General features: G+C 66.9%; 18 protein-coding genes. 8 read left to right on the top strand and 10 right to left on the bottom strand.

The genetic code is table 11. From position 1 onward, the window contains the following. Positions 1 to 34 precede the first annotated feature (34 nt). The 4 genes from J2852_RS09155 to J2852_RS09140 form a co-directional block, all read right to left on the bottom strand. Positions 35 to 514, bottom strand: a complete 480-nt coding sequence (locus J2852_RS09155; RefSeq protein WP_209874176.1) for a hypothetical protein — start codon at positions 512 to 514, stop codon at positions 35 to 37. Positions 515 to 708: 194 nt separating this feature from the next. Then, positions 709 to 2,007: a TRAP transporter large permease gene (locus tag J2852_RS09150; RefSeq protein ID WP_209874173.1), complete on the bottom strand. Its 1,299-nt coding sequence runs from the start codon at positions 2,005 to 2,007 to the stop codon at positions 709 to 711. Further along, the gene (locus J2852_RS09145) at positions 2,004 to 2,696 is read right to left on the bottom strand and encodes a TRAP transporter small permease (RefSeq protein WP_209874170.1); all 693 of its coding nucleotides are present in this window, start codon (positions 2,694 to 2,696) and stop codon (positions 2,004 to 2,006) included. The genes J2852_RS09150 and J2852_RS09145 overlap by 4 nt, the downstream gene beginning before the upstream one ends. 151 nt (positions 2,697 to 2,847) lie before the next feature. Continuing rightward, complete coding sequence (locus tag J2852_RS09140) at positions 2,848 to 3,861, bottom strand: TRAP transporter substrate-binding protein (RefSeq protein WP_209874167.1); 1,014 nt, start codon at positions 3,859 to 3,861, stop codon at positions 2,848 to 2,850. 156 nt (positions 3,862 to 4,017) lie between these two features. Between J2852_RS09140 and J2852_RS09135 the strand changes: the two genes are divergently transcribed. The 3 genes from J2852_RS09135 (at position 4,018) to J2852_RS32000 (ending at position 8,450) form a co-directional block, all read left to right on the top strand. After that, the gene (locus tag J2852_RS09135; protein ID WP_209874164.1) at positions 4,018 to 5,976 is read left to right on the top strand and encodes a PAS domain-containing sensor histidine kinase; all 1,959 of its coding nucleotides are present in this window, start codon (positions 4,018 to 4,020) and stop codon (positions 5,974 to 5,976) included. Beyond that, a complete protein-coding gene (locus J2852_RS09130) occupies positions 5,976 to 6,608 on the top strand; it encodes a response regulator transcription factor (protein ID WP_246499398.1) in 633 nt (210 codons plus the stop codon). The genes J2852_RS09135 and J2852_RS09130 overlap by 1 nt, the downstream gene beginning before the upstream one ends. A gap of 114 nt (positions 6,609 to 6,722) precedes the next feature. After that, positions 6,723 to 8,450, top strand: a complete 1,728-nt coding sequence (locus J2852_RS32000; RefSeq protein WP_209874160.1) for a sensor histidine kinase — start codon at positions 6,723 to 6,725, stop codon at positions 8,448 to 8,450. 36 nt (positions 8,451 to 8,486) lie between these two features. Here the strand turns inward: J2852_RS32000 and J2852_RS09120 are convergent, their stop codons facing one another. Both J2852_RS09120 and J2852_RS09115 read right to left on the bottom strand, forming a co-directional pair. Then, a complete protein-coding gene (locus J2852_RS09120; RefSeq protein ID WP_209874157.1) occupies positions 8,487 to 8,792 on the bottom strand; it encodes a hypothetical protein in 306 nt (101 codons plus the stop codon). Positions 8,793 to 9,221: 429 nt separating this feature from the next. Beyond that, positions 9,222 to 9,473, bottom strand: a complete 252-nt coding sequence (locus J2852_RS09115; RefSeq protein ID WP_209874154.1) for a (2Fe-2S)-binding protein — start codon at positions 9,471 to 9,473, stop codon at positions 9,222 to 9,224. Between the two features lie 192 nt (positions 9,474 to 9,665). Between J2852_RS09115 and J2852_RS09110 the strand changes: the two genes are divergently transcribed. Then, on the top strand, positions 9,666 to 10,652 hold the full coding sequence (locus tag J2852_RS09110; RefSeq protein ID WP_209874151.1) for an alpha/beta hydrolase family protein: 987 nt from the start codon (positions 9,666 to 9,668) through the stop codon (positions 10,650 to 10,652). 9 nt (positions 10,653 to 10,661) lie between these two features. Further along, complete coding sequence (locus tag J2852_RS09105; protein WP_209874148.1) at positions 10,662 to 11,615, top strand: SAM-dependent methyltransferase; 954 nt, start codon at positions 10,662 to 10,664, stop codon at positions 11,613 to 11,615. A gap of 192 nt (positions 11,616 to 11,807) precedes the next feature. Here the strand turns inward: J2852_RS09105 and J2852_RS09100 are convergent, their stop codons facing one another. Further along, positions 11,808 to 12,788 (bottom strand): patatin-like phospholipase family protein, encoded by a 981-nt coding sequence (locus J2852_RS09100; protein ID WP_343206704.1) that lies wholly within the window; start codon positions 12,786 to 12,788, stop codon positions 11,808 to 11,810. A 280-nt stretch (positions 12,789 to 13,068) separates the two neighbouring features. On the opposite strand from J2852_RS09100, the gene J2852_RS31995 reads away from it, so the two are divergent. Further along, on the top strand, positions 13,069 to 13,197 hold the full coding sequence (locus tag J2852_RS31995; protein WP_281418434.1) for a hypothetical protein: 129 nt from the start codon (positions 13,069 to 13,071) through the stop codon (positions 13,195 to 13,197). Positions 13,198 to 13,211: 14 nt separating this feature from the next. Here J2852_RS31995 and J2852_RS09095 read toward each other — a convergent pair whose 3' ends face one another. From J2852_RS09095 to J2852_RS09085, 3 genes are all read right to left on the bottom strand, one after another. Next, positions 13,212 to 13,835: a LysE family translocator gene (locus J2852_RS09095; protein ID WP_209874142.1), complete on the bottom strand. Its 624-nt coding sequence runs from the start codon at positions 13,833 to 13,835 to the stop codon at positions 13,212 to 13,214. 4 nt (positions 13,836 to 13,839) lie between these two features. Continuing rightward, complete coding sequence (locus J2852_RS09090; RefSeq protein WP_209874140.1) at positions 13,840 to 14,289, bottom strand: Lrp/AsnC family transcriptional regulator; 450 nt, start codon at positions 14,287 to 14,289, stop codon at positions 13,840 to 13,842. Between the two features lie 333 nt (positions 14,290 to 14,622). Next, entirely contained in the window at positions 14,623 to 15,930 is a 1,308-nt protein-coding gene (locus J2852_RS09085) for a pentapeptide repeat-containing protein (RefSeq protein WP_209874137.1), read from the bottom strand. A gap of 417 nt (positions 15,931 to 16,347) precedes the next feature. On the opposite strand from J2852_RS09085, the gene mepK reads away from it, so the two are divergent. Together mepK and J2852_RS09075 are read left to right on the top strand one after the other, a co-directional pair. Beyond that, entirely contained in the window at positions 16,348 to 16,938 is a 591-nt protein-coding gene (gene mepK / locus J2852_RS09080; RefSeq protein ID WP_209874134.1) for a peptidoglycan L,D-endopeptidase MepK, read from the top strand. A gap of 230 nt (positions 16,939 to 17,168) precedes the next feature. Next, the gene (locus J2852_RS09075) at positions 17,169 to 19,337 is read left to right on the top strand and encodes a TonB-dependent receptor (protein WP_209874131.1); all 2,169 of its coding nucleotides are present in this window, start codon (positions 17,169 to 17,171) and stop codon (positions 19,335 to 19,337) included. Positions 19,338 to 19,392: the final 55 nt, after the last annotated feature.

Below are 19,392 nucleotides of genomic sequence, written 5' to 3'. Positions count from 1 at the left end.
TTGGGGAGCAAGGCGGCCGGCGGCGCCCATCGGTTTAGCGGGCTTGCAGACCGAACACGCTCTGGCCGGCGAAGTTGCCGAGGCCGGCGGCCACGTTGGTGTTCACGCCGACGTTGGTGTCCATCAGGCCACCCCGGCCGAAGCCGAAGGTCACTCCGGTGACGCTCTGCTGCGCCTTGTTGCCGATGCCGGCGGCGACGTTGGTCGCTACGCCGACGTTGGTGTTGACCAGCGGATTGCCGAAGCCGGAACCCTGCTGGATGCCGATCACCTGCTGCTGGGCCTTGTTGCCGATGCCGGCGGCGGTGTTGGTCGCGACGCCGACGTTGGTGTTCGCGCCGCCCATCAGGGGGCTGCCCATCATGGGGTGGCCCGGCATCGCCATGCCCATGGGCATGTGGGCGCCGACCGGCACGCCGCCGGTCTTCAGGTCGTAAGCGAAGGCCGAAGTGGTGAAGGCGGGTGCTGCGAGCAGGGTGGCGGCGGCGACGGAGATCAGGGTCAGGCGGCGCATGGGTCGGTTCTCCTCCGGAAGGTGGGGTGGCCGGGCGTTCGCCGCGGCGGCGTCGATGACCGGAGAATAGGCCGGGGCCCGGCCGGCCGCTGTGGCCTGGGCCACAGTCGGGCGCCGAAGCCGGGCGCCGAAAACGAAAAACCCCCTTCCGCCGGGCGGAAGGGGGTTCTCGACGCTTGAAGGGGCGCGGACGGTTACATCATGCCGAGCATGCGCGGCAGCCAGAGCGAGACGGCCGGCACGTAGGTGATCAGCACCAGGAAGCCCAGCATCGCCAGCAGCCACGGCCAGACGGCCACGGTCAGTTCGGTGATGCCCATCTTGGTGATGCCCGAGGCGACGTAGAGGTTCAGTCCGACCGGCGGGTGGCACATGCCGATCTCCATGTTCACCACCATCATGATGCCGAAGTGCACCGGGTCGACGCCGAGCTTGATCGCCACCGGGAACAGGATCGGCGCCATGATCAGAACGATGGACGACGGCTCCATGAAGTTGCCGGCCATCAGCAGCAGGATGTTCGTCACCAGCAGGAAGGCGATCACGCCGAAGCCCTGGCCGACGATCCAGTCGGCGATGGTCTGCGGGATGTTCTCCGACGTCAGCACGAACGAGAACAGCACCGCGTTCGTGATGATGTAGAGCAGCATCGCCGACATGTTGGCGGACGACAGCAGCACCTTCGGCACGCCCCGCAGCGGCATGTCCTTGTAGACGAAGACCGCGATGACGAAGGCGTAGACGGCGCTCATCGCCGCGGCCTCGGTCGGCGTGAAGACGCCGGTGTAGATGCCACCGATGACGATGACGATCAGCAGCAGGCCCCACATCGCTTCACGGAAGGCGGCGAAGCGCTCGGCGAAGCTGGCCTTCGGCAGGCGGGGATAGCCGAACTTGCGCGCGCGGTACCAGGTGACGCCGCCGAGCAGGGACGCCAGCATCAGGCCGGGGATCACGCCAGCCATGAACAGCTGGCCGACCGAGGCGGCGTGCGGGCTGCCGCTGGTGGCGACCGAGTACATCACCATCACGATGGACGGCGGGATCAGGATGCCCAGCGCGCCCGACGTGGTGATGACGCCGGCGCCGAACTGGCGCGGGAAGCCCTGGGCCACCATCGCCGGCAGCACAATGGAGCCGATGGCCACCACCGTCGCCGGGCTGGAGCCCGACACCGCCGCGAACAACGCGCAGCCCACCACACCGGCGAGGCCCAGGCCGCCGTGCCAGTGCCCGACCATGGCGGTGGCGAAATTGATCATGCGGCGCGCCACGCCGCCGTGCGTCAGGAAGTTGCCGGCCAGGATGAAGAACGGGATCGCCATGATCTCGAACTTCTCGATGCCCGTGAACAGCTTCAGCGCCACGGCCTGGATCGGCACCTCGGTCATGGTGAAGAGGAAGGTCAGAACCGTCAGGCCGAGCGAGATCGAGATCGGCATGCCGGTCAGCATCAGGGCCAGCAGCAGGCCGAAGATGATGGCGGCGCTCATCGGTTGTTCTCCTTCGGCTCATTCGAGCCGGGCTCGTTCGGACCCTTGCGCGGCTTGCCGCCCTCGTGGTGGGCGATGTCGTGCGGGTGCAGGTTGTCGTCCATCTCGAACCAGTTGACGTCCTGCGCCGCGCGCTGCGGATCGGTCGTGTCCTCCTCCAGGCCCTCGACGTGGCCGTGGTCGTGGTGCGGCAGTTCACCCGTGCGGGCGAAGGACCAGGTCACCTGAAGGAAGCGGAAGCACATCAGGAAGGAACCGACGGGAATCGCCAGATAGATCAGCCACATCGGCCATTCCAGGTCGGCCGAGGTCTGCTCCGTCTGCGCGATGTGCCAGACGAAATTGGTGCCCAGCGCGCCGACCACGCCGGTGAACAGGGCGCCGGCCAGCAGGCCGAAGATGATGAATTTGGCGCGAACCGGAGCGTCCATCTTGTTGATGAGCACGTCCACACCCACATGGATGCCGGTGCGGACGCCGTAGGCGGCGCCGAACTTCGCCATCCACACGAACATGTAGATGCACAGTTCCTGCGCCCAGGCGAAGTTCCAGTGCAGGATGTAGTCTTGGATCACCGGCACGCCCGAGGCGTAGCGGTGCACGACGGCGACGAAGATGATCGTCGTCGCGGCGGCCATGAGGAAGGCGATCACCACCTCCTCGAGCCGGTCGAGCAATTTCATAAGCATGGAGAGGGCTCCGGCGAGCGGGCATGTCAGGCCCTCCTCCGCCTCTCGCGCAAACCGAAGGTTTGCGCTGACGGCTCCCGGCGAATGCCTTAGGGCATTCGCCGGGAGCCAGAGGCGGGAGAGGGGTAGAAAAGCAACGCTGGCGTAATTTTTACATCTTGAAGCCGGCGGCTTCGGCTTCCTTGTAGATCTGCTGGATCAGGTCCTTGCCGACGCGGGACTCGGCGTCCTTGTGGACCGGCTTGAGGGCATTCACCCAAGCCTGACGCTCTTCCTTGGTCTGCTCGTGGAACTGGGTCTTGCCCGACGCCTTCATCTGCGCCATCGCCACGTCGTTCTCGTTCTGGGCGATGTCGTTGGCGTAGGCGGTGGCGTCCTTCATCGCGCTCTCAAGCTGGGTGCGGACGTCGGTGGGCAGGCCGTCCCAGAACTTCTTGTTCACGATGACCGCGTAGCCGAGATAGCCGTGGTCGGTCAGCGTGGCGTGCTTCTGCACCTCGTGCATCTTCTGGGTGTACATGTTGGACGGCGGGTTTTCCGTGCCGTCCACGACGCCGGTCTGCAGCGCCTGGTACACTTCCGAGAAGGCCATCACCTGCGGCAGGGCGCCGAGCGCGCGCATCTGGGCGTCCAGAACCTTGGACGACTGGATGCGCATCTTCAGGCCCTTCATGTCCTCCGGCTTGGTGAGCGGCTTGTTGGCGCTCATGATCTTGAAGCCGTTGTCCCAGTAGGCGAGGCCGACGATGCCCTTGCTCTCCAGCTTCTGGAACAGCTGCTTGCCGACCTCACCCTCGGTCACGCGGCGCAGGACGTCCTTGCTCGGGAAGATGTAGGGGAGGTCGAAGACTTCGAACTCCTTGGCGCCCAGCGGGCCGAACTTGGCGAGCGAGGGGGCGAGCATCTGAACGGCGCCGAGCTGGAGGGCCTCAAGCTCCTCCTTGTCCTTGTAGAGCTGGCTGTTCGGATAGACCTCGACCTTGACCTTGCCGCCGGTGCGCTGCTCGGCCAGTTCCTTGAACTTCTCCGCACCCTTGCCCTTCGGGGTCTCAGGGGCGACGACGTGGCTGAACTTGATGACGATCTGGTTCTGCGCAAGCGCGACCGACGAGGTCATCAGGCAGCCGACGGCGGCCGCCGCGCACAGCAGCTTCGTGAGTTTCATTCTGGCATTCCTCCGAGACTCGATTGGCTTGCATTTTGTTGGTCACGCGGATTGTTCCGCTTTCAACATACCATCATTGTTCGATAATTTCGACACGAGGCGCTATTGTGGAAATCCGTATCCACCGCGATAACGCCTTCGACAAGCCCCCACGCGATGAGCAGCGCAGCCCTCGGCCAACGAAGCCCCATCCAGTCCACGCCCATCGTCGCCATGGCGCTGGTGGTTCTGCTGCTGGGCGTGTTCCTGTGGCTCCTGCACCGGAGCGAGCAGGAAGAAGCCGCCCTCACCCTCATCAAGGACGTGCTGTGGGTCGAGCAGAACCTGCATTTCCAGCTGACGTCGGACGAGGAAAAGCTTCAGCATCTGGCGGAGTCGCTGGGGCATGAGGACGGCAAGGGCGAGCGGTTCGCCGCCATGGCGCGGCATGTCGTCACCGCCAACCCGGCGATCCAGCGGGTGGTGTGGCTGGACGCGCAGGGGCGCCCGGTGCTGTCGGAACCGCCGGTCGAGGACGACCGGATCATGGACGACACCTTCGGCCCCAGCCCGCGCGTCGACGCCTTCCGGATCGCGCAGGGGTCGGGGCGGCGGACCTACACCGCGCCCTATCGGCTGGAGGGGACGGACAGCGCGTTCGAAATCCTGATCCCCGTGTTCAAGGGGCAGGACTTCGCCGGCATGCTGGCCGGCGTGATCTCCATCGAGGCGATGATGACCCACCATGTGCCGTGGTGGTTCGCCCAGCGCTACCAGCTGGAGGTGGTCGATCCCTATGGGGCGGTGCTGGGCGCCAAGTCGCGCATCGCCGTGCCGGAACCCCGGCGCAGCCATGTCGTCGCCTTCGACCCGCCGGGGCACGGGCTGACGCTGGTCGCCACGGTGCACCAGACCGAGACGAACATCGCGCGCAACGTATTGGTCGCAGCCATCTTCGCGCTGACCGTCTCGGCCCTGTGGAGCCTGTGGGCGGTGCGCCGCCACATCGCCCGGCGCATCCGGGCGGAGGAGGCGCTGCGCGCCGAGCACGCCTTCCGCAAGGCCATGGAGGACAGCCTGACCGTGGGCATGCGCGCCCGCGACCTGGACGGGCGGGTCATCTATGTGAACCCGGCCTTCTGCCGCATGGTCGGCTGGTCGGCGGAGGAACTGGTCGGCTGCGGCCCGGTGATGCCCTATTGGGTGCCGGAGGACATGGAGCGCACCGAGGCGGTCTTCCGCGCCGTGATGGCCGGCAAGGCGCCGCCGGAGGGGTTCGAGATGCGTTTCCGCCGCGCCGACGGGGAGCGGTTCGACGCGCTGATCTACGAGGCGCCGCTGATCGACGCGAACGGCCGTCACACCGGTTGGATGGGGTCGGTCCTCGACATCACCGAGCGCAAGAAGGCCGAGGAGCTGGCCCGGCAGCAGCAGGAACGGCTGCAACAAACGGCGCGCCTGATCACCATGGGCGAGATGGCCTCGACCCTGGCGCATGAGCTGAACCAGCCGCTGTCGGCCATCGCAAGCTATTGCACGGGCTGTCTGAACCGCCTGCGCTCGGGCGGTTTTCAGGGGGACGAGCTGGCGGTGGCACTCGACAAGCTGGCCGGCCAGGCCAAGCGCGCCGGGCAGATCATCCGCCGCGTCCACGATTTCGTCCGCAAGAGCGAGCCGAACGTCGCGCCCTGTTCTCTGGTCCGGGTGGTCGGCGACTGCGTGGCGTTGATGGAGTTGGACGCCAAGCAGCAGGGGGTGAAGCTGGTGCTGGACGCGACCGACGACCTGCCGATGGTGATGGGCGACCGCATCCTGTTGCAGCAGGTGATCATCAACCTGATGCGCAACGGCATCGAGGCCATGGCCGGCACCCTGCGTGCGGAGCGGGAATTGGCGGTCAGCGTGACGGCGGCCGACGGCGTGGTGCTGACTCGCATTCGTGACCGTGGCTGTGGCATTTCAACAGAAAATGCTGAAAAACTCTTTTCGCCGTTCTTCACCACCAAGACCGAGGGCATGGGCATGGGCCTGAACATCTGCCGGTCCATCATCGAACACCACCAGGGCCGCCTGTGGTTCGAGCCCGCGCCGCAGGGGGGCACCGCCTTCCTGTTCACGCTGCCTGTGATGCTGTGATGGCCCCAACCATTATGCCCTCAAACATCACCAACGGCGCGCGGCTGCACATCGTCGATGACGACGAGGCGATCCGCGACGCGCTGAGCTGGCTGTTCCAGTCGCGCAGCGTGCCGGTGGCCGCTTGGCCGTCCGCCGAGGCGTTTTTGCAGGATTACGAGCCGGACATGGCCGGTTGCCTGCTGCTGGACATCCGCATGGAGGGGATGGGCGGGCTGGAGCTGTTCGACCGGCTGCGCGAGCTGGGCTGCCGCATGCCGGTGCTGTTCCTGACCGGACACGGCGACGTGCCCATCGCGGTGTCGGCGCTGAAGAAGGGCGCGCGGGACTTCGTGGAGAAGCCCTTCAACGACAACGATCTCGTGGACCGGGTCATCGAGGCGCTGGCCTTCGACGCCGAACAGCGCGAGCGCGAGGCGGGGCAGGCCGGCGTCGCGGCCCGACTCGGCACCCTGACGCAGCGCGAGCGCCAGGTGATGGAGCTGGTCGTCGCCGGCAAGCTGAACAAGGTCATCGCCGACGACCTGGGCATCAGCATGCGTACGGTCGAGGTCCACCGCGCCCATGTCTTCGAGAAAATGGGCGTCAAGACGGCCGTGGAGCTGGCCCGGCTGCTGGCCGCCGTGGGGTAGGCGTGGGGTAGGCGCGCGCGTCACAGGGTTAAAGCTTGACAGGGGTGCTTGGACAAGGCGACCAACGGTGTGTTGTGCCCGTTGGGGATACACGCCGATCCGCCGGAGACGCCCTTGCGCCTGCCCTCCTCCTCATTCGGGCTTGGTCTCGCCACCATCGCGCCACTGCTGCTGTTCATGGTCGTCGTGGTTTGGGCGCTCGACCACAAGCAGCAGGACGAGGTGGAGGCGGAGCTGCGCGGTCACGCGCGCACCCTCTCGCTGGCCATCGACCGTGAACTGGCGAGCCAGGCGCGCCCGCTGGAACTGCTGGCGGCGCTGGGCCGCAGCACCATGCACGATCTGCCGACGCTGCAGACCTACGCGATCGAGGCGGTGCAGAACCAGCCGGGCTGGCTGGCCGTCGGGCTGATCGACGCGGAGACGTTCCGCTTTCTGTTCCACACGCAATTTCCGCTGGGGGCCGCCCTGCCGCCGCCGCGGCTGGACGACGTGACGCGGCAGGTCATCGCGACCGGCCGGTCGGTCGTCGGTGGAATTCTGCCGCCGGGCGGGCCGCCGGGACGGCCGGCTCTGATCATCCGCGCGCCTGTTCTGGAGGTGGATCGGGTCCGCCGCGTGTTCTCGCTGGCGGTCGGGTTGAACAGTCTGGACGCGGTGGTGCGGGCCGCCGGTCTGCCGAGCAGCTGGACCATCGCGGCCATCGACCCGGCCCTGATCATTGCCGCCCGATCCCGCGAACCGGAGCATTACGTCGGGCAACGGATTACCAAATCCCTGGAAGACGCGCTGACGTCCAAGCGGGATGGGCTGCTGCGGACGGTGATGAAGGACGGGCAGGAGGCCTACACGGTGACCTACCGGTCGCCCGAGACGGGTTGGTCGGTGGTGCTGGGCGTGCCGGAGGCGCAGGTGCGCGGCAAGTTGCTGGAATCCCGCTGGACCGTTACGGCCGGCGGCATCGCCGCCTGCCTGACGTCCCTGGCGCTGGCGGGGGTGATGGTGCGGTCCCGGCGGCGGCAGCATAAGGCGGAAATCGACGCCCGCGAGGCGCGCGAGGCCATGCTGATGGAGCAGCGCCGCCGCCTGGAGGCCGAGAAGGAACACGCCGAGGCCGCGAACCGCGCCAAGTCGGACTTCCTGGCCAACATGAGCCACGAACTGCGCACGCCGCTGAACGCCATCATCGGCTTCAGCGAGGCTCTGCTGTCCGGCATCTTCGGACCATGCCCGCCGAAGCACCAGGAGTATGTCACGGCCATTCACGGTTCCGGCCGGCACCTGTTGCAGCTGGTGAACGACGTGCTGGACATGGCGAAGGTCGAGGCCGGGCGGCTGGAACTGCATCCCGAACCGGTGCGCGTCGCCGATCTGCTGGCGGAATGCCTGGAGCTGGTCGAGCCGCTGGCCGCACGCAAGGGCTTGCTGCTGCAGGCGGGGGCGGTGGCGCCCGACCTCGTGGTCGAGGCCGACGCGGTCCGGCTGCGGCAGACCGTGCTGAACATCCTGTCCAACGCCGTCAAGTTCACGCCGTCCGGCGGGGTGGTGCGCGTCGAGGCGAACCGGCGCGGGGCGGATGCCATCGTGCTGTCCATTGCGGACACCGGCGTCGGCATGTCCGAAGACGACCTTCTCGTGGCGTTGGAGCCGTTCCGGCAGGTGAACAACTACATGACGAAGTCGCAGCCCGGCACGGGGCTCGGCCTGCCGCTCGCCAAGCGTTTCGTCGAGGCCCACGGCGGGCGTCTGGAGCTGCGCAGCGCCTCCGGCCGGGGCACGACCGTGATGATCATGATGCCCGTGGAATCCGTGAAGGCGGAATTGGAGGCCCCCCTCCCGTAAGGAAGAGGGGGCTTTGAACCGCAATCCGACCGCCGGTTATGCGGCGGCCCGTTTCAGCCGGTTCTCGACGGCGTCCAGGCCGGCCATCAGTTCCTCGATGGACTGATCGGCCGTGGCGCGGGCGAAGGGCCAAGCGTCCTCGGCGGCGATGTGGGCGGCTTCCACCCGCGCCATCACGCGGTTGCGGAGCCCGCGCAAGGTGTCGAGCGTGCGCTCAAGCTCCTCGCGCTCTTGCAGGCCGGACCGCTCCACCATGGTCCGCAGCCGGTCGAGCCGTTCGGCGGTGTGCAGGACAAGGTCACGGCACAGGAGGTCGTGTGCTTGCCGTTGGTTACGGCGCATGATGTTCCCCTCTTGCATCGCTTCGGTATCGGCCGGTGGCAACTTCCGCTGGCGCTTGCAGTTTTCAGCGTTTGAACAGGTCGCTGATGCCAAGCAGGGTGCAGCGCAAAATCAAATTTGCTGCATTGCCAAAAGAAAACCGGCCGGGCGTGCCTTTCATTTGTATGAAATGGCATTGCCCGGTTTCCGAAGTCGGATTGATGTTTGGTGCGTCCCCTCTTGCGGGCGGTTGGTCCCGCTCGCATTTTTCTAAGTTTTTGCTGTTTTGTTCGTTCGTTGTTCTGCCGCATCCGCCGCGGTTCGTCAACCGAACCAAAAGCATATGCCGAAGGCAGTTTGTCGCAGCCCGTCCGGGCAGGCCCGTTTTCGTGGCCGTGTCGCAATCGCGGCGCGGCCGCTCGCCGGGAGGTGGGAGAGGGAGGTCCGCCGTTACTCGGCGGCGATGCCGTAGGCGAAGGCGTCGGCGTTGGCCGGTTCGGGCGCGCGCTGGTGCTGGTTGGGGCAGCTGGGGCACTGGTTGGCGCAGTGTTCCTGCGCCATGTCGCGCATCATGGGAACGCATTTGCCGCACTGAACCTGACGTTCGAAGTGGCGGAAAACGGAGGCCGGCGTGCGCGCGCCGTTGTCGAGGGCCTGCTTGACTTGCTTGTCGTTCAGCGCGTGGCAGATGCAGACGTACATGAGCCCTCGACGGTGGGGAGTGTGCGTTGTTGCTTCGCCCATTTAATGCGATTGAGAATGACTGTCAATTGATCTGGATCAGGTGCCGCGCTTGCGCCGCCATGTCGCGACGGATTGTCACAGGTCGCGCCGAAAGGAGGTGCCCGCGCCACCTTCGGATATGCTCCGTTACCATCCTTGGTGGAGATGGGCATGAGGCAATTCGTGTCGGCGTTGGCGGTGGTGCTTTGCTTGGGCTGGGCGTGCGGAGCGGCGGCCGAGGTCGGCATGCGCACGCTGAGCTTTCCCGATCCGGCGCGGGGTGGCCTCGGCCGGATGGTCGTCTGGTACCCGACGACCGAGCCGGAGGGCCCGGTGCGGCGCGGCCCCTTCACCTTCATGGCGGCCGATGGGGCGCCGGTGGCTGCGGGGCGGCATCCGCTGGTGGTCGTGTCGCACGGTTCCGGAGGCAGTGCGCTCAATCACGGCGACACGGCGATGGCGCTGGCCCGGCGGGGCTATGTGGTGGCGGCGGTGCACCACGGGGGCAACACATTCGACGACAACGGGGATGTCGGCACCGAACGGATGTGGAAGAACCGTCCGGTCCAGTTTTCGGCCGCGCTCAACGCGGTGCTTGCCGACCCGGAGTTCGGGGGGCGTGTGGATGCGGATCGGATCGGCGCGCTCGGTATGTCGGCCGGTGGCTTCACCGTTCTGGCGGCGGCGGGCGCCGTCGCCGACCTGGGGCACATCGCCGCCTATTGCGCCACGCAACGGGAGGATCCCGGATTTTGCCGTGGTGGGGGACCCCACTGGCAGGGCGTCATCGGCGCCCACGACCGGCGGCTGCGCGCCGTCGTGGCGATGGCGCCGGTTGCCGCGATGTTCGGCGAGAACGCCTTCGCCAAGGTGACCGTTCCGGTCCGGCTGTACCGGGCGGAGCTGGATGAGTTGGTCGGTGCGGCGCAGTTGGAGGGCGTGCGCGACCGTCTGCCCAGACCGCCGGAGTATGTGGTGGTGGACGGTGCTGGGCATTTCGCCTTCGTCATGCCCTTTCCGGCTTTTGCCGTTGCCGAGGCAGGGCCACCGGCTCAGGACCCGCCGGGCTTCGACCGGGCGGCCTTCCATGAACGGCTGAACCGCGAGGTCGTGGATTTCTTCGACCGCGCGCTTGCATTCGCCGGCCAGGGGCGTTAGCCCCACGGCATGAACGCGCCGCCGAACGACACCCCGCCGAACCGCACCCCACCCAATCACACCGCGTTGGGGGAGACCATCTATCTCGCGCCGGAAGGCTTCGTGGACGACCTCGTCGCGGAACTGGGCGACGTGTCGGCGGTGGAGGACCGGCTGGTCTTCGCCCCCGGCCAGGCGCGGCCGGCGGCCTGGGCGCAGAATATCTGGCACGACCCGGTGAAGATCGAGATCGCCTCGATCAAGGACGGGGCCAAGGCCCTGCGCGGCATCCAGCGCAACTGGGCGCTCTGGTCGATCCGGCATCACCGCCGCGCCAACCTGATCCAGGAAAACCTGCCGCACGTCTCGGCCAAGCCGGTGGTCTTCCCGTCACCTCTGCCAACGGCGCCGCTGGGGTCCTGGACTCTGCTGGACGAGAACACCATCGTCGCGGCGGCGCGTTGCTCCAGCCCCTACCGGCACGGCGAGGTGAATTTCGTCGAGAACAAGACCGCTCCGCCCAACCGCGCCTATCTGAAGCTGTGGGAGGCGCTGACCCTGTTCGGCGAGCAGCCGGGGCCGGGTGACCGCTGCATCGACCTGGGCGCCTGTCCGGGCGGCTGGACCTGGGTGCTGCACGAGCTGGGCGCCAGCGTCGTCAGCGTGGACAAAGCGCCGCTGGACCCGGCCATCGCGGCGCTGCCCCGCGTCGAGTTCCGCCAGGAGAGCGCCTTCGGCCTGAAACCGCAGGACGTGGGGCCGGTGGATTGGCTGTGCTGCGACGTGATCTGCTACCCGACGCGGTTGTTGCGGCTGGTGAACCAGTGGAGGGAAAGCGGCCTCGCCAAGCGCTTTATCTGCACGCTGAAATTCCAGGCGGAGACCGACCACGAGACGGCGCGGGCCTTCGCGGCCATTCCGGGCAGCCGCGTGCTGCACCTGCACCATAACAAGCACGAACTGACCTGGATGTGGCCGGGGTAATCCTCGTGTGACGTTCAGGGGTGTTGAACAAGATCAGGCACGGATTTCACGGATTTTATACTTGAGCTTGGCGGCGCCGTTGACGAACCGGGCAAAGCCGGTCTTGAACGGAGAAACATCCGTGTAATCCGTGGTTAATCGGCGAAATCCGTGTGAATTGTTGCCCGCCGTTCCACGCCGCTTCAAGAAGCCTCACGCCCGCCGGAGCGCCAGTTCGATGGCCGGGCGGCAGACGGAGGCGGTGGCGTAGCCGATTTCCACCACCTCCTCGGCGCGGTCGAACTCCAGAATGCCGACGTGGGCGAGGCGGGGGGCGATCAGCACGTCCGGCGGCTCGCCGGCGAGGCGGGAGCGCGTGATGCGGTCCTGCATGATGTCGATGGAGCCGGCCATCACCTCCATCACGTTCGGGTTCGGCGTCGCGGTGTGCTCCAGCTGGTTGGCGAGGAAGCGCGTGCGCGGGCCGGGGCGGCGGCCGAGCCAGGAGGCGATCTGCGCGCTCAGCGTGAAGGTTGGCGAGGCGGCGTCGCCCGCCGCTGCAATGGGCGTTGCGGCGGGAACCGGGGCCGGCGCGGGTGGGGTGACCGCCGGGGCGCGCATGGCCGGGCGGCCGAGTGGCGAGAATTCGCTGTTCAGGTTCACGGCGATGACGATGTCCGCGCCGAGCGCCCTGCACAGCGACACCGGAACCGGGTTGACCAGCGCGCCGTCCACCAGCCAATGCCCGTCGTGCCGCACCGCCGGGAACAGACCGGGCATGGCGGCCGACGCCTGGACGGCGGGTAACAGGGGGCCTTCGCGCAGCCAGATCTCGCGGCCGGTGGAGAGATCCGTGGCGACGGCGGCGAAGGGCTTGGGCAGGCTTTCGATGGTCACTTCGGTGCGGTCATTGCGGAACCGCTCGAACGCGCGTTCGGCGGCGACGAGGCCGCCGCGCCGGAAGGTGATGTCGATGATGCCCAGCATGCCGAGCCAGCCCATGCTCTGCGCCCAGCCCTGCAGTTCATCCATCTGGTCGGTCAGGTAGGCGGCCCCCACGGCGGCGCCGATGGACGTGCCGCAGATCACGTCCGGTTCGATCCCGATTTCGGCCAAGGCGCGCAGCACGCCGATATGCGCCCAGCCGCGTGCCGCCCCGCTGCCCAGCGCCAATCCGATTTTCAGCCCGGTCACGCCACGCACTCCGCCATCAGCACTGTCTCTTTATCTGGGGTGGAAACGGGGGCCTAAAACCCTTCCATTCGAGGGAACCGCAATGGATTCAGACGGTTGATCTCGCAAGTGCGAAAATTTTAGCGGATTTTGCTCTCTATTTGATATGGATCAGTCGTTTATCTTTCAGAGCTGTGGCATTTTCATGGAAGAGTCGATTGCTGCCCGACGTTAACCAAACAGCAATCGGTCAAGCGCAAGATCGTCGCAGGAACGGACAGTAGGGATGGCGGAGGTTGCCATGGCCCGTGAATTGAAGAGCTTCAAGAAGGATTGGCAGCGCTGGACGATGAGCGAGAAGCTTATCGCCGTCGCGCTGCTGGTGGTCGCCACGATCGTGCTGGGCGGCCCGGTCACCACGCTTCTGTAAGGGCTGGGTGAGGGTTAGAGGAGCGACGCGAGCGCCGCGACGCCGAATCCCCCCAGCACCGCGCCCGACGCGCGGTTGATCCACAGCATGGCGGCGGGAGTCACCCGTTGCCGAAAGGCGCCGACCGAGGCGCTGAGCGCAAACCACCACATGGCGGACCCGACGAAAACGCCGGCCACGAGCACGGCGGCGACGGTCGTGCTGTCGTTCGCTCCGGACGCGACGCCCAGTCCGCCGAACACGGCGGCGAAGCTGAGGATGGTCGCCGGGTTGGCGAGCGTCAGCAGGAAGGTGGACGCGTAGGCCCCGGCCAGCCCGGCGCCGCCTTTCGCCTCCGCCGGCCGTTCGGCCGGGCGGGCGCGCAGCGTGGTCCAGCCGAAATACAGCAGCATCAGACCGCCGAACAGCTTCAGGGCGACTTGCCCACCCATCAGCGCGTCGGTGACCAGGGCCACGCCGAATCCGGCGATGGCGCCGTAGACCGCGTCGGCCGTCGCGGCGCCGAGGCCGCTGGCGAAGCCGTGCGCCGGTCCCTCGGCCAGCGTGCGGCGGATGCACAGCAGGCCGATGGGGCCGACCGGGGCGGCGATGCTGAGGCCGATGATGAGGCCCTTCAGCAGGGCAGGCAGCGTGTCCATGACCTTACTCCACCGGCAGGGCAGGGGTTTCCTTCACCGAGGACAGGGCGATCACCGTGTGGGAGCGCACGATCCCGGGCAGCGTCTTCAGCTGTTCGGACAGGAAGCGTTCCAGCGCGCTGGTGTCGGCCACGCGCACCTTCAGCAGATAGGACCACTCCCCGGTCACGTGGTGGCATTCCTGCACGGCGGGCATGGCGAGCATCGCGGCGCGGAACGGGGCGTCGTGCTCGGGGCGTTCCAGCAGCACCTCCACGAAGGCCAGCACGTCGAGGCCGACGGCCTTGGCGGACACCCGCGCGCTGTAGCCCTCAATGGCGCCGCTTGCCTGGAGCTTCTTCAGCCGTTCGTTGACGGCGGAAACGGACAGGCCGGCGGACGCTCCGATGTCGGCGTAGGAAGCACGCCCGTCAGCCTGCATGTGAGCGATGATTTTGCGGTCAATATCGTCCATGACCGCAAATATTACATGGCATGCGGCTTATCTCAAGTGGACTTTGCGGCGAAGCAAGGGGCGTTGAGCCGCTGACGTTGCCTCCCGCGAGGAAGCTCCCCTTCCATAATCATTTCCGTGAAGGCTCTCAGCGGATCTTCGATCCGCCTGACGGCGTCAGCGCTGGCTGTGCCGGCGCAAGAGGCGGCAATTCCGTCCGTTCAGGCGCTTAAGCGTCAAACTTCCGGATTCCCGCCTGCGCGGGGATGACGTGGAGGGGAGGTGGATGTCAGCCCAAACGCTGTTCAATCGGCAGGGGATTTCAAACGCGTCAGCCCTGGCGACGAGGCGGGATCAGCGACGGCGGGCGTTCTTGCCGTTCAGGTGGGCGCGCTGGATCTTCGCGCCGGCGAGGTCTGCGCCGTCGAGGTCGGCGTTCTCCAGGTCGGCGTCGGTCAGGTTCGCCTGCGTCATGCAGGAGCCGACGAGCAGGGCCTGCCGCAGGTCCGCCCCCATCAGGTTGGCGGCCCAGGACCGGCCAGTCGGGCGGCCGGTGGGGTCCTTGATCTCCGCCGGGCCGAGATGGACGCGCGTCAGGTCGGCCCCGGACAGCTTGGCGTAGCTGAGGTTGGCGCCGGACAGGTCCGCGCCCATCAGGTTGGCACCCTCCAGATTGGCTCCGGACAGGTCGGCCATCATCAGCCGCGCGCCGGTCAACGCCGCCGCCGACAGATTGGCGCCGCGCAAGGAGGCCGCGCTGAGATTCACGTTGCGCAGGTCGGCGCGGCTGAGGTCGGCGCCGTCCAGCTCCGCCCGCTCGCCGCGCTGGCCGAAGCTGTCGATCCAGCGCTCGTGGTCGAAGATGGCGCGCTGGATCTCCGACCCTACGCTGTCGATGGGGCGGGTCAGGCAGGCGCTGCCGATGTTCGTCTGCGACAGGTCGCAGTCGGCCATGCGCGTGCCGACGAGGTCGGCGTTGTCGAAATTCGCGCCGTCCAGCTGCGCACCCGACAGGTTGGCGCCGTTCAGCCGCGCGCCCGACAGGTTGGCGTTGGCGAGGATGGCGCCGGACAGGTCCGCGTTCTGAAGGACGGAGCCGGTCAGGTCGGCGTCGCTCAGGTTGGCGCCGCGCAGCACCGCGCCGGTCAGGTCGGTGGGAATGCCGCCCTCGGCCGTGGTGCCGCCTTGCAGGATAGCCAGAGCGGCCTTGTGCAGCTGGCGGGCGGCGTCGGCGTCCTGCGCGTCGGGACCGGTGCCGCGCCGGGCGGTGCCGCCGGGCTCCAGCGTGCCGGTGCGCAGGTCCGCGCCGCGCAGGTTGGCGTTGGAAAAGTCAGCCGCGCGCAGCCGGGCGCCGCGCAGGTCGGTCTGCATCAGGTTGGCACGGGTGATGTCGGCGTCGCGCAGATCCACCCCGAACAGGTCGGCCCCGGCGAGGTTGGTGCCGGCCAGACGGCAGCGGGCGAGCTTCGCCCCGACCAGACGTGCCCCGCGCAGATCCCGCTGCGACAGATCGACACCCTCCAGGTCCGCCAGCGCCAGATTGGCGCGCGCGCCGCCCGGCTGGCCCTTGATCCAGCGGGTGTGCCGGTCCAGCACCTCAGCCAGTTGATCCGGCCGGAGCGGTGAGGCGGCTGACGGGATGGAAGAGGTGGCCGTGGGCACGGAAAATGTCGCCACGCACTGTTTTGGATATCCAAACTATGGGGGTAGATTCCTTACCGAAGCCTAAACAGTGTCTTTCGCCGCCGTGACGGAAATGGGACGCGACTCTGTTGCGCCATTGCCACGGTATGCGGCATTTGAGAAACATGCGGTGGACATTCGGCGGGCGGTGCTCTATCACAGCCCGAAAATTCGGTCCGAATCAGGGCCGATTCGGGGCGTGTTTCAGCCCCGTAACACGCTGCCCCGCCGGGCGGCGCCATTTCCGTTTCAAAAAAATTCCACGGTTTCCGCGGCTTCCCCGAGTCGTTAACCATTGGTCGCTTGACACAATGGGGGTGGCTGTCCCCAAAAGGTCTCAAACGAAAGGGGTAGAGCCTCAATGCTCACCCCGATTTGGGAGCTATTGGAGGCCATATGACCGCAGCGGATTCCCAGTCGACCCCAGTGGCTGCGGGGACAGCCATGCTCGGCCGGCGGGACTTGTTGCGCCTGGGTTTGGCGGCGGCCGCCACCGCCGCTGTCCTTGCACCGGAAGAGTCCGAAGCGGCACTGCGCGCGCCGCCGCGACAACTGTCGCTTCTCAACCTGCACACCGGCGAGCGGGTGAGGGTCGAGTATTGGGCCAAGGGACGTTACCAGCGCGACGGCATGCGCGAAATCAACCGCCTGCTGCGCGACCACCGCACCGGGGCCGTCTTCCCGATGGACCCGAAGCTGCTGGACCTGGTGCATGCGCTGAGCCGCAAGATCGGCAGCCGTGGCCCGGTGGAGATCGTGTCCGCCTATCGCTCGCCGGAGACGAACGCGATGCTGCGCGAGCATGACGGCTCCGGCGTCGCCCAGAACAGCTATCACATGCAGGGAAAGGCCATCGACCTGCGCGTGCCGGGCCTGCCGCTGCGCACGTTGCAGCGTGCCGCTTTGTCGTTGCGGGGCGGGGGTGTGGGCTATTACCCCGAAAGCAAGTTCGTCCATGTGGACGTGGGACCGCTGCGCCGCTGGTAAGGGCGGCGCGCACTGTTTCCAAACGCTTAGATGCGCGGACCGGCCGGATCGGCCGGTCCGTTTGCGTTTGGCCGGGCGGCCTGATTATGAAAATGAGAGTTATTATCAGAAACCCCTTGCCTCGGGGTTTCGTACGCCTTATGGACTAATGCCAAAGTGCGAATGAATTGCAATCGCATGGGGATGCGGGGGCGGTTCGCTCGTTTGGCGAAAGATCATGGGGCTGAAAAATGACGGGGACGATCAGCGGGTTCGCTGCGTGTTTTGGAGGACGGGGCAGCAAGACGCGCCGTGCGGCGTGGCTGCACGCAACGACGGCGCTGGTGACGCTGTGTCTGGCGGGGGCCGCCCAGGCGCAGCAGGCGCAAACCCAGGCGGGTTCGGCGGGCACCATGGTGCTGGGGCCGGTGACGGTCGGCGACGACGCGCCGGTGCAGGGCTATGTCGCGAAGCGCTCGACCACGGCCACCAAGACCGACACGCCGCTGCAGGACGTGCCGCAGTCGGTGACGGTGGTGCCCGAGGCGCTGATCAAGGATCAGGCCATGCAGAGCATGGCGGACGTCGTGCGCTACATCCCCGGCATCAACCCCGCCCAGGGCGAGGGCAACCGTGACCAGCTGGTCATCCGCGGCAACAACACCACCGCCGACTTCTTCGTCGATGGCGTGCGCGACGACGTGCAGTATTACCGCGACCTTTACAACGTCGACCGCGTGGAGGCCTTGAAGGGCTCCAACGCCATGATCTTCGGCCGTGGCGGCGGCGGCGGCGTGATCAACCGCGTGATCAAGGAAGCGGACGGCCGCTCGATCCGGGCCTTCAGCCTCCAAGGCGGCTCGTTCGAGAACAAGCGCGCGACCGCCGACGTCGGGCAGTCGTTCGGCCCGATTGTTTCCGGCCGCCTGAACGCGGTGGTCGAGAATTCCGGCAGCTATCGCGACCATGTCGAGCTGGAGCGCTACGGCATCAACCCGACCGTCACGGTGACGCCCTCCGACAAGACCAAGATCAAGCTGGGCTACGAGTTCTTCCGCGACGACCGCACGGCCGACCGCGGCATCCCGTCCTTCCGTGGCGCACCGCTGAACACGGACGTGTCCACCTTCTTCGGCAACCCGGACCTCAGCTTCTCCAAGGTGGACGCGCACGCGGTCGATGCGACCGTGGAGCATGAGTTCTCCAGCAGCGTCCTGCTGCGGAACCGCTCGCGCTATGCCAATTACGACAAGATCTACCAGAACGTCTTCCCGGGCGCGGTCAACGCCGCCGGGACGCAGGTCAGCATTTCCGCCTACAACAACGCGACCAAGCGCGAAAACCTGTTCAACCAGACCGACCTGATCTTCTCGGTCAACACCGGCGCGATCAAGCACAAGCTGCTGGCCGGCGTCGAGCTGGGCCGGCAGGAGACTGACAGCTTCCGCAACACCGGCTATTTCGGCAACGCCACGTCGATCAGCGTGCCGGTTTCCAACCCGACGACCTACCGTTCGGTCGCCTTCCGGCAGAGCGCCACGGACGCCAACGCGTCCACCACGACCACCACGGCGGCGGCCTACATCCAGGACCAGATCGAGCTGTCCGACCAGTGGCAGGTGATCGGCGGCCTGCGCTACGACCGCTTCAACGTGGACTTCCACAACAACCGCAACGGCCAGGAATTCAGCCGTGACGACGGCCTGCTGTCGCCGCGCCTGGGCGTGGTCTTCAAGCCGATCCAGCCGCTGTCGCTCTACGCCAGCTACAGCGTGTCGTACCTGCCCAGCTCCGGCGACCAGTTCTCGTCGCTGACCTCGACCACGGTGAACCTGAAGCCGGAGAAGTTCCGGAACCTGGAAGTCGGCGCCAAGTGGGACGTGCTGCCCAACCTGTCGCTCACCACGGCGCTGTTCCAGTTGAACCGCGACAACACCCAGGCGCCGGACCCGAACAACCCCGGCTTCGTCATCCAGACCGGCGAGCAGCGCACGCGCGGCTTCGAGCTGGGCGTCAGCGGCAACATCACCGAAAACTGGCAGATCGCCGGCGGCTACGCGCTGCAGAAGGCGGAAATCACCAGCACGACCAACTCCGCGCTGGCCGGCGCTCAGGTGGCCCTGGTGCCGCGCCACAGCTTCTCGCTGTGGAACAAGTACCAGTTCACGCCGATGTGGGCCGCCGGCCTAGGCGTGATCCACCAGTCGAAGGTTTACGCCGGTGCCGACAACGCCGTGACCCTGCCGAGCTTCACCCGCTTCGACGCGGCGGTCTTCGCCAACGTGACGGAGAACGTGAAGGCCCAGCTGAATGTGCAGAACCTGTTCGACCGCAAGTACTACGCGACCGCCCACAGCAACAACAACATCATGCCGGGCGCGCCGCGCACCTTCCTGGTGACGCTGTCGAGCAACTTCTAAACTTCTGAGGGGAAACACCCGAGGAAGGCCCGGCGCAAGCGCCGTTACGAAGAAA

This window comes from Azospirillum soli (genome assembly GCF_017876165.1).
Taxonomy (GTDB): Bacteria; Pseudomonadota; Alphaproteobacteria; order Azospirillales; family Azospirillaceae; genus Azospirillum; species Azospirillum soli.
Note: the sequence above shows the minus strand (reverse complement) of the source record. Positions and strands in the feature narration are given on the sequence as shown.